This is a genomic window from Alienimonas californiensis, assembly GCF_007743815.1.
GTDB lineage: Bacteria > Planctomycetota > Planctomycetia > Planctomycetales > Planctomycetaceae > Alienimonas > Alienimonas californiensis.
Window position 1 is genome coordinate 644,999 of the sequence record NZ_CP036265.1, and the last position, 14,190, is coordinate 659,188.

Genomic DNA, 14,190 nt, shown 5'->3' on the forward strand with positions numbered 1-14,190 from the left:
AAGGCGACGCAGCGTCCCGCTGTGAGCCCGAAGCGCGAGCTTCGGCGGAGAATCAATCGCGGGACGGCTGCGCCGCCAGCCGGAGCGTGCGCTCCGGGTTACCCGTTTCACGGACCGTGACGGGCGAAGCGAACAGAGGGGAACGCCGGCGCGACCGGTTCGGTTCACGCGTCCCCCCTGCCGCGACAGCCCGCAGGAGCCGCGAACGACGGGCGGAGGGCGTAGGATGCCCTCGTGCCGGACCGTCTCGCCGCCGCTCGCCGTCCCGTCCGCCCCGCCGTCGGTCCGCGGTTGCGGGTGTTGTTGGGCGTCGCCTTCGTGCTGCTGGCCCTGTTGGGCGCGAACAGCGCCTATCTCGTCGGGGTGCGGGCGCTGGGGATCTTCGGGGTCGATCTGCTGAACTGGTTCGTGCCCTGGATGCTGCTGGGGCACGTCGCCCTGGGGGCGCTGGTGGCCGGGCCGCTGGGGCTGTTCGCCCTGCTGCACGGGGCGACGGCGTGGCGGCGGGGGAACCGGGTCGCGGCACTGGCGGGGGCGACGCTGGTCGCGGCAAGCGCCGGGCTGTTCCTCACGGGGGCGCTGCTCTGCCGCGTCGAGGGATTTGAGTTCACAGAACGCCTCGCCCGGCTCGATCGCGGCCTGATCTATTGGCTGCACGTCGCCCTGCCGGTTCTCTGCCTGATCTTATACGGCCTGCACCGGCGGGCCGGGCGGCCGATCCGCTGGCGGCTGGGGCGGAATTACGCGCTCGCCACCGCGGCGGTTGTGGCGTTGATGTGCGGCGCCCACTCGCTCGACCCGCGAACCTGGCGGGCCGTCAGCCCGGAGGAGGGGGCCGAATATTTCGAGCCCAGCCTCGCCCGCACCGTCGGCGGCACGTTCATCCCGGCGGAGCGGTTGATGACCGACGACCGCTGCGCCGAGTGCCACCCGGACGCCGCCGCGGCCCACGCCTTCGGGGCGCATAAGCACAGCTCCTTCAATAACCCGTTCTATCTCGCCGCGGTCCGCAAGACGCGGGAGGCGATGCTGGCACGCGACGGGAACGTGCACGTGGCCCGCTGGTGCGCCGGCTGTCACGACCCGGTGCCGCTGGCCAGCGGGGCGTTCGACGACCCATTTTATCAGGACGTGACCGACCCCACCGCCCACGCGGGGATCACCTGCGCGGTCTGCCACGGGATCACGGAGATCGGCCTGCACGGCGGCGTCCGCGGGAACGCCGATTTTCTACTCGAAGCGGCGGAGCCGTACCCCTTCGAGGGCTCCGACGAGCCAATCCTCAAGTGGCTGAACCGGCAACTCGTGCGGGCCAAGCCGGCGCTGCACAAGCGGTCGATGCTCAAACCGCTGCACCAGTCGTCGGAGTTCTGCGCGACCTGCCACAAGGTCAGCCTGCCCGAGGCGTTGAACGACTACAAATGGCTGCGGGGCCAGAACCACTACGACTCTTTCCGCCTGTCCGGCGTCTCCGGCGGCGGGGCGACCGGGTTCTATTATCCGCCGCAGGCCCACGCGAATTGCAACGCCTGCCACATGCCCCGCACGCCCAGCGGGGACGTAGCCGCGACGCCCGGCCCGGACGGCGTCCTCAGCGTGCACGATCACACCTTCCGCGGAGCGAACACCGCCCTGGCTTGGCTGCACGGTTCCACCGACGCCTATCGGGCTCATAACGACATCCTGCGGGACAGCCTGCGGGTTGATTTATTCGGCGTGCGGGAGGGCGGCGAGGTCGACGGCGCTCTCACCGCCCCGCTGCGGCCGGACGTGCCGACGCTCACGCCAGGGGAGACCGTGTTGTTGGAGGTCGCCGTCCGCACGCTGACGCTCGGCCACGCCTTTACGGAGGGCACCGCGGACAGCAATCAGGCGTGGGTCGAAATTGTCGTCTCTAGCGGCGGCCGCACGTTGTTCGCCAGCGGGGCCGAGCCGGCGATGGACGACGTCGATCCCGCCGCCCATGTGTTCGACACCTTCCCTGTCGACCGCAACGGCAACCGCATCGCCCGGCGGAACGTGCGGGACCTGTTCGCCGTGCTCTATAATCACCAGATCCCCCCGGGGGCCGCGGCGAGCCTGCATTATCGGCTGCCGGTCCCGGGGGATTTGACGGCCCCGCTGACGGTCACGGCCCGGGTTCGGTATCGAAAGTTCCGGCCGGACTTCATGCGATTTGTGAGAGACGCCGCCCGGCCGGACGACCCGCCGCTGCGCAAGGATTGGGAACGCCCGCCGATCGTCACGATTTGTACCGACTCCGTCACCTTCCCGGTCGCCGGGCTGCCGGAAGAGTTGAACGCTGCGGTGAACAATCCGCCCCGCGACGTGCCGGCGTGGGAGCGTTGGAACGACTACGGCATTGGGGCCCTGCTAAAAGGCACGGCGGAACTGCGACAGGCCGCGGACGCCTTTTCACAGGTGGAGGAATTGGGGCGGGCGGACGGCTCGCTGAACCTCGCCCGGGCCCTGCACGACGCCGGGGACGTGACCGGAGCGACGGCGGCCCTGGATCGGGCCGTGGGGCGCCCCGAACCGCCGTCGAGTTGGCGAACGGACTGGCTGCGGGGCGTATTGAACCGCGAGAGCGGCCGACCGGCGGAGGCGGTCGAAGACCTCCTCAACGTGCTCCGCTGGGATCGCCCGCCGACGGAGGAGATGACCGCCCGCGGGTTCGACTTCGGCGCGGACGACCGCGTCGCCAATCTGCTGGGACGAACCTATACCGACCTCGCCCGCCGGGCCGTCGACGAGGCGGAGCGGAACCGCCTGCAAACGCTGGCGATCGACGCCTTCGAGCGGGTTCTGGAAGTGGACGTGGAGAACGTCACGGCGCTGGACAACCTTGCCCGACTGCACCGGGAACGGGGCGAGTCGGAGCGGGCGGACGAACTGCGGGCCCTGCACGCCAAATATAAACCGGACGACGTCGCCGCCGCCCGGGCGCTGCGGCTGGCCCGGGAAAAGTATCCCAACGCGGCGAAGGCCGCGGAGGCGACGGTGATTTACGACCTGACGCCGCCGCCGCCCCGCGCCCCGCGAGAGCCGGGACCGCCGGGGAGCGTCACCCGGAGGCGGGAGGTCTCACGTGACGCTCCCTGACGGTCGCGGCTCCATGTCTCGTCTTTCTGTACGGACGTTACGGCGGACGGGCGCGTTTGTGATCGGGTGCTTCTGTTGCGGCTGCAAACCGCCCCCCGCCCCGCCGTCGGCGGCGGCTCGCCCCGCCCCGGTTCCGCCCCGCGTGCCGCTGATCGACGTGACGGCCGCCGCCGGGCTGGCCGGGTTTCAGCACGACACCGGCGCCCGGGGCGAGAAGTTATTGCCGGAGACGATGGGCGGCGGAGCGGCGTTCTTCGACTTCGACGCCGACGGCGACCCGGATCTCCTGATGACCAACTCCGCCCGCTGGCCATGGGAGGACGGGGCGGAGTTCGAGCAAGCCTCAGAAAGTCGTCCCGGTTCGCCGCCGCCGTTAGGCGGCGCGGGGCCAAGCGTGGCTTTCACGCCGCCTAACGGCGACGGCGAACCGGGGCCGCGGCTTTATCAAAACGACGGGACCGGGCGGTTTACCGACGTCACCGCCGGCAGCGGATTGACCGGACCGGCGTACGGGATGGGCGTCGCCTGCGGGGACTATAACGCGGACGGCCTGCCGGACCTCTATCTCACCGCGTTGGGCGAGAACCGCCTGTATCGCAACGGCGGCGGGGGGCGGTTCGAGGACGTCACCGTCGCGACCGGGACCGCCGGCGCCGCGGAGGACTGGACGACCGCCGCCGGCTGGTTCGACGCGGACGGCGACGGCGATCTCGATTTGCTGGCGCTGAATTATCTGGAGTGGAGCCGCGAGGCGGATCTCGCCCAGCCGTTCACGCTGACAGGCCGCGAACGCGGCTACGGCCGCCCGCGGGCGTTCGGCGGGACCCTGCCGCGGCTGTATCGCAATGACGGCGACGGCCGGTTCACGGAGATCGCGGAGGCCGCCGGCTTTCATGTCTTCAATCCGGCGACGGGCGAACCGCTGGCGAAGAGCCTCGGGCTGACGTTCGTCGACGTGGACGAGGACGGCGACGCGGACGTGTTCGTCGCCAACGACACCGTGCGGAACTTCCTGTTCCTGAACCAAACTGCCGAGGGCGAGCCGGGGCGGTTCGTGGAGGCGGGGGTGCGGGCCGGGGTCGCCTACGACGAAGCCGGCGCCGCCCGCGGGGCGATGGGGGCGGACGCGGCGACGCTCCGCGGGGACCGGGATCTGGGGCTGGCGATCGGCAATTTCGCCGCGGAGATGACGGCCCTGTACGCCTCCCGGCGGGGGGCGGCGCTGTTCGCCGACGAGGCCGCCGCGGCCGGGCTGGGGGCGGCGACGCGGCCGGACCTCACCTTCGGCGTGCTGTGGGCTGACGTGGACCTCGACGGCCGGCCGGATCTGCTCGCCGCGAACGGGCACCTCGAACCGGAGATCGCCCGCGTCCAGCCGGGCATGACCTACGCCCAACCGCCACGGCTGTTCTGGAACGCCGGGCCGACCGCGGCGCCGGAGTTCCTCGCCCTCGGCCCTGCTGCCGTCGGGCCGGGCTTTGAGAAACCGTTCGTGGGCCGGGCCGTGACGGCGGCGGACGTCGATCTGGACGGCGACCCGGACCTGCTGTTTACCGAGCTGGGCGGCCCGCCGCGGCTGTTTCGCAACGATCTAGCCGTCGGCCGGCACTGGCTGCGGGTAACGGTCGTCGGCGCCGGGGAGAACCCGGGGGCCATCGGGGCGACGGTCGTGGCGACCCCCGACGGGGGGGCGGGGACGCCGGTTCAGACAAAAACGGTGAATCCGACCCGGGGCTATTTGTCGCAGGTCGAACTGCCGCTGACCTTCGGCCTGGGCGGGGCGGAGACGGTCACGTTGCGGGTCGTCTGGCCGGACGGGGCGGCACGCACCCTGACCGACCTGCCGACGAATCAGGCCGTCCGCGTCGAATGGCCCGCTCCCTGACCGCCCCCGTCCGCGGGGCGGACGCGGCTCAGGCGGCGATCAGACCGGGCGTCGGCCCGGGCGGCCGCGGGATCAGTTCGTCCGCCGGGGCGACGGCCCGGCGCATGGCGGCGAGGCTGTCGCGGGCGAACTCGGCCTGCCGGCGCCGGACCAGCGGCCCGGCCAGCTTCGCCAACGGGTGGGCGAGTTGGCTGTCGGCCCGCACGTCGTACCAGATGCGTCCGTCCGCCTCCCGGGTCAGGGCGAAGCGTTCCTCCCCGCGGCAGACGTGCCCCGGCAGGGTGACGTAAGCCACGCTGAAGCAGTCCGGTTCGTCCCGGACCTCGTGGATGCGGACCGGATTCGACCACCACAGCCCGCCGCCCCGGGCCAGGATGCACAGGTGGCCGCCGGCCCGCGGCGGGGGCGGCGGCCCGAGGCAGTCGCCGGCCCGCACCTCGACCCAGTCGGGGAACTGGCCCCAGCGACGGAGCGTGTCGCGGGCGGCGGCGAAGGCCGTGGGGCCGCGGCCGAGATCCACCCGGTGTCCCGTCCGCAGCAATCCGCCGCAGGTCCAGCGGTCGCCGGGCCCCTCCAACCCGCCGGGGCGGTGGGTCGGGTCGGAGCCGGCGGCCGCCGTCAGCAGGCCGGCGAGGCGATCGGCGGTGGGATGGGTGAGGCTCGGCATCGGGTTTCCCTTGAACCGCCGGCTTCGCAGTGGGTTCACGCCCGCTTCGTCCCGGCCGCCCCCCGTCGGCCTGTGAGCTCTGAACCGCGCTTCGAACTTCGGTCAAGCGCGATTCTCGACGGCGAGAAAATCTGCCGCAGCATTTTGATGCGTGATCGGCACGGCATTCGCAGATTCCGCGGACGACACCCAAGGCGGTCGGACCTGCCTCGAACAGGCTCCCGCCCGTTGAGCAGCCGACCCGCGAGGGCTACCATCCGCATCGGCCGCCGTCATGGATCCGATTTCTTCGCCCCCTCCCTCCACGGAGCATTCGCCCGTGCCCACCGCCGCCCCGCCCGAAGCCGCCCGCGGCATCGGTGCCAGTGTCGAAACCCTCTCCCCCCAACAGCGGGAGATGCTCGAGACCGGCCTGCGGTTCGTCCGCAGCAGTTTGACGATGGACGTCCAGGAACCCACGGACACCGTCGTCGCCAGCCGCACCGCCGCGCTGAACCAACTCGCCGAGCTCGAACGACACTTCGGGATGAAGCCCCGATAACGGGCTGAAACTCCCACAGACAAGAGACAAGAACCAAGGGAACCCGACCGCGGGCCCTTGGTTCTTGTCGCTTACCGCTTCTCCAATCAGCCTCCGATCGCTCAGGCGGATGCAATACCACCGCGTTCGCCTTGCCGGCCTCGCCTGCACGCCGCCGGAGGAAGTCGTCTCCAGCGACGATCTCGAGGCCCGGCTCGCTCCCGTCTACAACCGCCTGCGGTTGCCGGCCGGGCGGCTGGAGTTGATGACCGGCATCCGCGCCCGCCGGTTCTACCCGCCCGGGACTAAGCCCGGCGAAATCAGTGCCCGCAGCGCCAACGCCGCCCTGGACCGGGCCGAGCGGGACCACGGGCTGAAGCGGGCGGACGTCGCCGCCCTGGTGCACGGCAGCGTCTGCCGCGACCGGCTCGAGCCGGCGACCGCCTGTGCGGTGCATTCGGCCTGCGATCTGCCCAACGGCGCCGGGCTCGTGCTGGACCTGTCGAACGCCTGTCTGGGGGTGCTCAACGGGCTGCTGTTCGTCGCGGACCTGATCGAATCCGGCCGCATCCGGGCTGGGGTCGCCGTGGGCACGGAGACCGGCCGCGATCTGGTTGAAGGAACGATTGAGTCATTGTTACAAGACCCGGGGGCGTCTCGGGCCGACGTGAAGGCCGCGTTCGCCAGCCTGACGATCGGTAGCGGCTCCGCCGCGGTCGTGCTGTGCGACGAGGAGCTGGCGCCGAACGCCCCGAAGCTGCTCGGCGGTGCGGTGCGGGCGGACACCTCCCACGCCGCCCTGTGCACCGGCGGGGACGAACTGGACGCCCGCGGCCGCCCCCGCATGACGACCGACAGCGAGGCCCTGCTGCACGCCGGCGTCGCCCTCGCCCGTCATACCTGGGACGATTTCCGCTCCCAACTCGGCTGGACCGCCGAGACCCCCGACCACGCCGTGACCCACCAGGTCGGCAGAGCTCACCAGAAACTTCTCTTCGAGGCGCTGGGGATCGACCCGGCCCTCGACCACCCCACCGTCGCCGAGCACGGCAACACCGGCGCCGCCGCCCTGCCCACGGCCGCGGCGATCGCGGCGGACGCGGGCGCGTTCCAGCGGGGCGAGAAGATCGTCTGGCTGGGCATCGGCAGCGGCCTGAACTGCGTGATGCTCGGCTGGGAGTGGTGAGAGCCGGAGGCGCTCCCCCCGGTTCGCCGTCGCCGCCAGGCGGCGCGCAGTCCGGGGGCACTGGCATCCCGCGGCGGCCCCCGGTGCAATCGGCCGGTCGCTCGCCCGCTTGCCCCGAAGGTCGTCATGCTCCGCCCCGCCCTGCTGTTCTCGCTCCTGCTCGCCCCCGGGGCGGTCGCGGCGGAGGCCCTGCCCAACGTCGTCCTCATCATCGCCGACGATCTGGGCGACGGGGACCTCGGCTGCGAGGGCCATCCGCACCTCCGCACCCCGAACATCGACCGGCTGGCCGCCGAGGGGGTGCGGTTCTCGAACGCCGTGCTGACGATCAGTTCGTGCAGCCCGAGCCGCGCCAGTTTATTAACCGGCAAATACCCGCATGAAACCGACGCCGAACAACTTCACTGGCCCCTGCCCGCCCGCAACGAGACGTTCAGCGAGCGCCTGAAGAACGCCGGCTATTTCACCGCGGCGGTCGGCAAGTGGCATCTCGGCAACGAGGTGAAGGATCGGTTCGATCTGGTGGTCGAAGCCGGCTCCGGCGGGTTCGTGCTGCCGACCGGCCCGGACGGCCAGCCGCTGGAAATGACCACCGGCACCAACCCCAGCGGCTGCGACGACTGGGTTCCCGTCCTGAAGAACCGTCCGCGAGACAAACCGTTCTTCATGTGGTTCGCCGCCCTCGATCCGCACCGCGACTACGCCGCGGAGACGATCCCGAACCCGCACACCGCCGCCGACGCCGTCGTCCCCCCCTTCCTGCCGGACGTGCCCGCCACGCGGAACGACCTCGCCGCCTACATGGACGAAGTGACCCGGCTGGACGGCTACGTCGGCGACGTGCTGGCGGAACTCGATCGTCAGGGCGTGGCGGAGAACACGCTGGTGATCTTCATGAGCGACAACGGCCGCCCCTTCCCGCGGTGTAAAACGACGTTGTACGACAGCGGCGTGAAGACCCCGCTGATCGCCCGCCTGCCGGGCGTCACGCCGGCGGGGACGACCTGCGAACGGCTGGTCAGCAGCGTGGACGTCTCCGCGACGATCCTCGACCTGGGCGACGCCGGCCCCCTGAAGCACGGCCGCGGCGAGAGTTTTCGTCCGTTGTTGAAGACGCCGGACGGCCCGGCGATCCGCGAGTTCGCCTTCTCCGAAAAGAACTGGCACGACTACGACGCCAGCCAGCGGAGCGTGCGGACGACCGATTATAAATACATCCGCAACCTCGCCCCGGAGCTGCCGAACACGCCCCCGGCGGACGCCGTCCGCAGCCCCACGTTCCGGGCGATGCAGAACCTGCGGCCCTCCCTCACCCAGGAACAGGCCGAAATCTTCACCCCCGGCCCGGCCGAGGAGCTGTACGACCTGCGGGCCGACCCGCACGAGTTAAACAACCTCGCCGCTGATCCGGGTCACGCCGCCGTCCTAACCGACCTGCGGACGGCGTTGGATGAATGGAACGTCGAGACCGCCGACCCGAACCCGCCCCTCCGCAGCCCGGACGAGTTCGACCGCGAAACCGGCACCCCGAAGCCCCCCCGTAAGCGGCCGCGCCCGACGAAGGCAGAGATGTTTCCGGATCGGCAATGAGATCCGCAACAGAACAACACTTTTGTTCACGTGTCGTTCGAGTAAACTGAGGCCTACAAGAACGGCTCACGCCCACCCTGCCGCATCGATAGCCATGTCAGACGATAGAGACAAGAAACCTCCCCCGAGGAATCCTCCGCAAGCACCTCCACAAGAATGGGAGAAAAGAGGCGATGATAAATCGCCTAAGCCGCGATCCTAATCATCGGAAGCCTTCACGATGCCGCTCGTCGCCGTCTCAAAGAGTGACGGAGCGAGCGGCATGAGGGTCATCACTGTTCCCACGGCAACAAGTACTGTTGCCAACCACAGCGAGCGGTTTTTCTTACCAGCCAACTGTTCGAGCAGTCCGACGGTACTCGCGAGCGAAGTCGCAACGGTCAACCTAACGTCGTCCTCAGGATCATAGGTTAGCAGGCGGGAGGAAGACACGGGGGCCGCCGAACTGATCGGCCGTCGAGTCCAGACTGTTGAAGATGCGGCGAAAGCAAAGCACACCAGTGATGGCACGCAGTATTGGATCATCTCCCACCTTTCGTTCTCTGAGACAAGTTGTAATACGGCCAGAACTGCCACAAACAGGCCGGTCGCGTACTTGAACAAGCTATCTGCCTTTGCATCAAGGCGGTCGAGATTTTGCAGCTTACGTTCGTATTCAGACCTCGAATACTCAAGCCTGAACTCAATGTCTCCCGGGACAGATCGCCCAGCCACTCCGTAGAATAACACCTCACGATCATCCGGCCTTACGACTTTGCTCCGCCTGAACAGGCTGACCGCTTTTCGTTTCCAACTTCCGTCTTCAGACAACCTGAACACCCTCAACTCCTTTTGAATTGCACAGAAATAAGTACATCTCCCACGTGAAGTAGATCGGCTTCTGCCGAGCCTCACCCCCACCCCGGCTCGGCGATGCCGCTGCGGTCGACGCTCCAGGGGCGCCACAGGACTGACAGCGGGGCGACGTCGATGTCGCTTTTGCGGGGGGCGATCGTTTTGGACGTCAGCTTCAGGTTGCTGGGGTTCAATTCGTCCTCCACCGCGGCGATCTCCGCGGCGAGTTCCTCCTCGATCGCGGCGAGGTTCTCTTCCCGTTCCAACTTCATTTCCTCGGCCTCGCCCACGTCGTCCGCCTGGTCGCTGGCCCGGCCGAGGCTTCGCATGCCCGTGGAGGCCCGGCGGACGTTCGTGCTGCTGAGTAATTTCCGGCCGAACAACGCCCCCAGCAGCGAGCCGCCCAGGCTGAGGTAGCTGTCCTGCTTGGCCCGGTCGGCCTGCTCCTGCTCGCGGGCCACGCGGCGGCGGGCGGTGCCGACCATGCGTTCGGCGGTGCGAATCTTCGAGCCGTACCGCGTGCGGAGTTTCTCCACCTCCCGGTCCCGATGCTCCCGAGCGGCTTGAGTCAGGCGGACGCGGAAGTCCCGCTCGTCCTCGCCGGGCTCGCTGACTTCGCCTAGCTCCCGGCATTGATAAACCGTCAGCCGCCGCTCGCGGTACAGGTGATCCTTCAACTTGCCCTGCCAGGAGCCGTAATTCTTCGCCCCGGCGAGGTGCGCGGGGGCCGGGGCGAACTCGACCCGCGACAGGTCGTACGCCCTATCAAGCGGCGCCGGGGCGCCGGCGGGCACAGTCTCCAGCCCGTCGCCCCACGGGTCGGCGGGAATTGAACCGCGGACCGGCGTGCAGACGCTCACCTCCCGCCATTCATCGAGATGATACGTCGAGCTGACGTAGTGCAGCTTCGCCGTGCCGTACAGCGCCGGCCGCAGCACGGTGCGGCTGCCGGTCGGCACGCGGTCGGCCGCGAGGGCCAGCTCCTTCACGCCCGCGGGCAGCACCGGGCGGGCGGTCGGGGGCGAAGCGGGAGCGCCTTGTTCCTCTTTAACGCCGAGGCCCCGCGGGGCCTCGGCGTGACGCTTCTGCTCTTTCATCAATTCGCCGATCTGCCCGCGGGTCAGGGGGCCGGCGAGGTAGCTGAGGACCCAGCGGGTCGTGAGGAACGCCGGGCCGTCGTCGTGGACGTTGTTGACGACGAACTGCCGGCTCTTCAATCCGGCTAAGGCCTCGTCCATGCGGGCGTGATCGAACCTCGCCCCGGCCTGCAGGCTGGCGCCCTCCAGCCCTTCCAGCACCCGCATTTTATCCCGCTCCGTCTGGAGCCGGCCGAGGAACCAGGTGCCGGCATTCGACAGCGCTTTATAATCCACGTCCACCGGGTTCTGCGTGGCCAGCACGAGCCCCACGCCGTAGGCCCGGGCCTGTTTGAGCAGGGTGAGGAACAGCCGCTTCGTCGGCGGCTCCCCGATCGGCGGGAGGTAGCCGAACACCTCGTCCATATACAGCAGCGCCCGCAAACTGCCCGTGCCCTTCTGCTGCCGGGTCCAGGTCAGAAACTCGCCCAACAGCAGAGTGACGAAGAACATCCGCTCCGCCTCCGACAGGTGGGCGATCGACAAGATACTGATCCGCGGCCGGCCGTCGGCGGTATAGAGCAGCGAGTCGATCTTCAGCGGCTCCCCCTTCAGCCAGCCGGCGAAGGTGGGCGAGGCCAGCAGGTTGTTCACCCGCATCGCCAGGCCGGTGCGGTCCTTGCGGGGGTAGAACGACTCCAGATCGAACACCCCCACGCGGTCGAACGGCGGGTCGGCGATGCGGCGGATGAGGTCGGCCAGGCTCAGGTCCTCCCCGCCCCGCCAGGCGTGGTCGAGCACGTTGGCGAGCAGAATATGATCCCGGCTGGCGACCGGGTCCGGGTCCAGCCCGATCAGCGAGAGCAGTCCCGCGGCGCTGGCGGAGACTTTTTCCCGAAAGGCCTCCGCATCCCGGCGGACGGCCTCCGGCGGGGCGGCGAATGATTTGAGCACCGTAATCGGCACGCCGGCGTCGCTGCCGGGGGTATAGATCGTGACCTCGGCGCTGCGTTTGTAGAGGCCGACGCGCTCCGGGTCCTGATCCCACTCCGCCAAGCCCTGCTTCCAGCGTTTCGCCGTGCTGGCGGCGTATTCGTCCGGCGTTTCCCCGGCGGCGATCGCGGCGGAGGCGTCCACCCAGGGGCGGAAATCGCTCGGTTTTAAATCCGGAAAGGCGAGGGCGAGGTTCCCCAGGTCCCCCTTCGGGTCAATGCAGATCGCCGGCACGCCGTCGATCGCCGCTTCCTCCAGCAAACTCAGACAGAGGCCCGTCTTGCCGGAGCCGGTCATGCCGACGACCACCGCGTGCGTCGTCAGATCGCGGGAGTCGTATAGGTAATAGTCGTCGCCCGTCTTCCCGGTGGCGGGGTCGTGCTCCCGGCCGAGATAAAACTGGCCGAGCGTCTCGTAAGCGGGCAGCGAGGGCATCCGGCGACGACCGCGGGCGGGGGGAACGGCGAACCGGCGTACGATCGGCTCCCCCGGGCGGAACGCAACCCTGCCCGCGGCCCCCCGCTACCGCCGCCGGAGCAGCCGGGCGGAGCGGCCCGGAAAGTCCGAGAACAGCCCGGTCGCCCCCGCGGCGATCAAGGCCTCGTGCAGGGCGGCGAAGCCCGCCTCGCCCTCCTGCCCCGCGGGCATCGCGTCGAACCGGGCGGTCCAGGGGTGCACCGCCAACCCGGCGGCCCGGGCCCGCTCCGCCAATCCCGTCGAGCGGAGGGCGCCCTCCTCGAACCGGACCACCGCCGGCCACGCCGGGCCGAAGCCGTCGCAGACCGCGACGATCTCCGCCCACTCCGCGTCGCTTTTGGGCGCCGAACTGGTGAGGTACACGAGGTTCAATTCGCACCCCAGTTCGTGCCGCACCCGCTTCAACTCCTTCAGATCGAAACACTGGAGGAAGCAGCGGTCGTCGCGGGTTGTATAACCCCGCTCCGCCAACGTTCTGAGAACGGCGGCGGCGAGGTCCAGCCCCGCGGCGGCATGCTCCGCGGGCCGCTTCAATTCCGGGTAGATGCCGACGGTTCGGCCGGAGGCGGCGTTCAAACCGGCGATCAGGTCCAACTCCTCCGCCAGCGTGGGCACTGCGAACTCGCCGGTGTGCGGCGGGAAGCGGGACGGGAACACAGCCCGGCCGGTCTTCGGATCGAATCGTTCGGAGACCCGCAGCGTTTTGATTTCCGCCAGGGTGAAGTCGAGGGCGGAATAGCGGCGGCCCGGCGGGGCGTTCGGCGCCGCCCGGTCCGGGAAGACCTCCGCGACGTTCGTGGTGGCGTCCAGGTGCAGATCGTGCAGCACGATCGGCACGCCGTCGCGGGTCAGCACGACGTCCTGCTCGATGTAGTCCGCCCCCAGGGCGTGCGCGACCGCGACGGCCTGGGTGGTGTGCTCCGGCAGGAGTCCGCTGGCGCCGCGGTGGGCGATGACGATCGGCGCCGCGGCCGGGCGGACCTCGGTGGCGAACGCCGGGGCGAACGCCGGGGCCAGACAGGCGGCAAGCAGGACGGACGCAATCATGGAGCGGGCGGTGAGAGCGAGACGAACGGGGGAGGGACTGAACGGCGCCGCACGGTATCCTGATGCGGCTTGTCGCGTGTGAATCCCCGATGAAGTTCGTCCCCGCCCCGCCCGATGCCGTTCGTCGACCTCTCCCACCCGATCCGCCCCGGGATGCCAGCCTATCCCGGGGACGACCCGCCGGCCTTCAAAGAGGCCGCGGAGTACCAGGCGGACGGCTACCGCGAACGGGAAGTGACGCTGCTCTCGCACACCGGCACGCACCTGGACGCCCCGGCCCACATGCTGCCGGAGGCCCGCCCGCTGGACGAGTTCCCGATCGAACACTTCTTCGGTCCCGCCTGCGTGCTGGACGTGACCGACCTGCCGCCGGGGGCGACGATCGGCCTCGACCTGCTGGCGGAGATCGAACGGCCGCTGGCGGAGGCCACGTTCCTGCTGATCCGCACCGGGCGGGCGCTGGAGTGGGGGGAGCCGTCGTACTTCAACGAGATTCCCGTGCTGGCCTCGCCGGCGGCGAAGCGGGTGGCGAAGCTCGCCGAATCGAACGGCGGGCGCCTGCGGGGCGTGGGCCTGGACGTGTGCAGCCCGGACCCCGTGGGAGCGGTCCGGTTCCCGATCCACCACATCCTGCTGGGGGCCGGCCTGCTGATCGTGGAGAACCTGGCGGACCTCTCGGCGCTGCCGACGAGCGGATTCACCTTCGCCTGCCCACCGCTCCCCCTCGCCGACGCCGACGGCGCCCCCTGCCGGGCCTGGGCCCAGTGGTGAGGGCGGCCGCGGGTCGTCCCGCCGTCGGTCACTCCACCATCG

10 protein-coding genes are annotated in these 14,190 nt (G+C 69.8%); 6 read left to right on the forward strand and 4 right to left on the reverse strand.

Translation table 11 applies throughout. The annotated features are described in order from the left end of the window. Nucleotides 1-234 precede the first annotated feature (234 nt). Nucleotides 235-3,102: a tetratricopeptide repeat protein gene (locus tag CA12_RS02545; RefSeq protein ID WP_145357280.1), complete on the forward strand. Its 2,868-nt coding sequence runs from the start codon at nucleotides 235-237 to the stop codon at nucleotides 3,100-3,102. A 142-nt stretch (nucleotides 3,103-3,244) separates the two neighbouring features. Next, complete coding sequence (locus CA12_RS02550; protein WP_165700513.1) at nucleotides 3,245-4,987, forward strand: CRTAC1 family protein; 1,743 nt, start codon at nucleotides 3,245-3,247, stop codon at nucleotides 4,985-4,987. Between the two features lie 28 nt (nucleotides 4,988-5,015). Here the strand turns inward: CA12_RS02550 and CA12_RS02555 are convergent, their stop codons facing one another. Beyond that, on the reverse strand, nucleotides 5,016-5,654 hold the full coding sequence (locus tag CA12_RS02555; RefSeq protein WP_145357284.1) for a DUF1990 family protein: 639 nt from the start codon (nucleotides 5,652-5,654) through the stop codon (nucleotides 5,016-5,018). Nucleotides 5,655-5,973: 319 nt separating this feature from the next. Here CA12_RS02555 and CA12_RS02560 point away from each other — a divergent pair, with 319 nt between their 5' ends. From CA12_RS02560 to CA12_RS02570, 3 genes are all read left to right on the forward strand, one after another. Then, nucleotides 5,974-6,195 carry a hypothetical protein gene (locus CA12_RS02560; protein ID WP_145357286.1) on the forward strand — a complete coding sequence of 74 codons (222 nt, stop codon included), beginning with the start codon at nucleotides 5,974-5,976 and terminating at the stop codon, nucleotides 6,193-6,195. Between the two features lie 109 nt (nucleotides 6,196-6,304). Further along, nucleotides 6,305-7,360: a 3-oxoacyl-ACP synthase III gene (locus tag CA12_RS02565; RefSeq protein WP_145357288.1), complete on the forward strand. Its 1,056-nt coding sequence runs from the start codon at nucleotides 6,305-6,307 to the stop codon at nucleotides 7,358-7,360. A 126-nt stretch (nucleotides 7,361-7,486) separates the two neighbouring features. Further along, on the forward strand, nucleotides 7,487-8,950 hold the full coding sequence (locus tag CA12_RS02570; protein ID WP_145357290.1) for a sulfatase family protein: 1,464 nt from the start codon (nucleotides 7,487-7,489) through the stop codon (nucleotides 8,948-8,950). Between the two features lie 198 nt (nucleotides 8,951-9,148). On the opposite strand, the gene CA12_RS02575 is transcribed toward CA12_RS02570, so the two are convergent. From CA12_RS02575 to CA12_RS02585, 3 genes are all read right to left on the reverse strand, one after another. Next, entirely contained in the window at nucleotides 9,149-9,679 is a 531-nt protein-coding gene (locus CA12_RS02575; RefSeq protein WP_145357292.1) for a hypothetical protein, read from the reverse strand. A gap of 161 nt (nucleotides 9,680-9,840) precedes the next feature. Further along, nucleotides 9,841-12,288 (reverse strand): ATP-binding protein, encoded by a 2,448-nt coding sequence (locus CA12_RS02580; RefSeq protein WP_145357295.1) that lies wholly within the window; start codon nucleotides 12,286-12,288, stop codon nucleotides 9,841-9,843. 87 nt (nucleotides 12,289-12,375) lie between these two features. Continuing rightward, nucleotides 12,376-13,377 carry a glycerophosphodiester phosphodiesterase family protein gene (locus tag CA12_RS02585; RefSeq protein WP_207622115.1) on the reverse strand — a complete coding sequence of 334 codons (1,002 nt, stop codon included), beginning with the start codon at nucleotides 13,375-13,377 and terminating at the stop codon, nucleotides 12,376-12,378. Nucleotides 13,378-13,491: 114 nt separating this feature from the next. Here CA12_RS02585 and CA12_RS02590 point away from each other — a divergent pair, with 114 nt between their 5' ends. Beyond that, on the forward strand, nucleotides 13,492-14,148 hold the full coding sequence (locus tag CA12_RS02590) for a cyclase family protein (RefSeq protein ID WP_145357297.1): 657 nt from the start codon (nucleotides 13,492-13,494) through the stop codon (nucleotides 14,146-14,148). Nucleotides 14,149-14,190: the final 42 nt, after the last annotated feature.

What these genes read in the sequence shown, in the direction of transcription:
- CA12_RS02580 (WP_145357295.1), bottom strand. Translation starts at nt 12,288, where the DNA reads ATGCCCTCGCTGCCCGCTTACGAGACGCTCGGCCAGTTTTATCTCGGC.
- CA12_RS02555 (WP_145357284.1), bottom strand. Translation starts at nt 5,654, where the DNA reads ATGCCGAGCCTCACCCATCCCACCGCCGATCGCCTCGCCGGCCTGCTG.
- CA12_RS02570 (WP_145357290.1), top strand. Translation starts at nt 7,487, where the DNA reads ATGCTCCGCCCCGCCCTGCTGTTCTCGCTCCTGCTCGCCCCCGGGGCG.
- CA12_RS02585 (WP_207622115.1), bottom strand. Translation starts at nt 13,377, where the DNA reads ATGATTGCGTCCGTCCTGCTTGCCGCCTGTCTGGCCCCGGCGTTCGCC.
- CA12_RS02565 (WP_145357288.1), top strand. Translation starts at nt 6,305, where the DNA reads ATGCAATACCACCGCGTTCGCCTTGCCGGCCTCGCCTGCACGCCGCCG.
- CA12_RS02590 (WP_145357297.1), top strand. Translation starts at nt 13,492, where the DNA reads ATGCCGTTCGTCGACCTCTCCCACCCGATCCGCCCCGGGATGCCAGCC.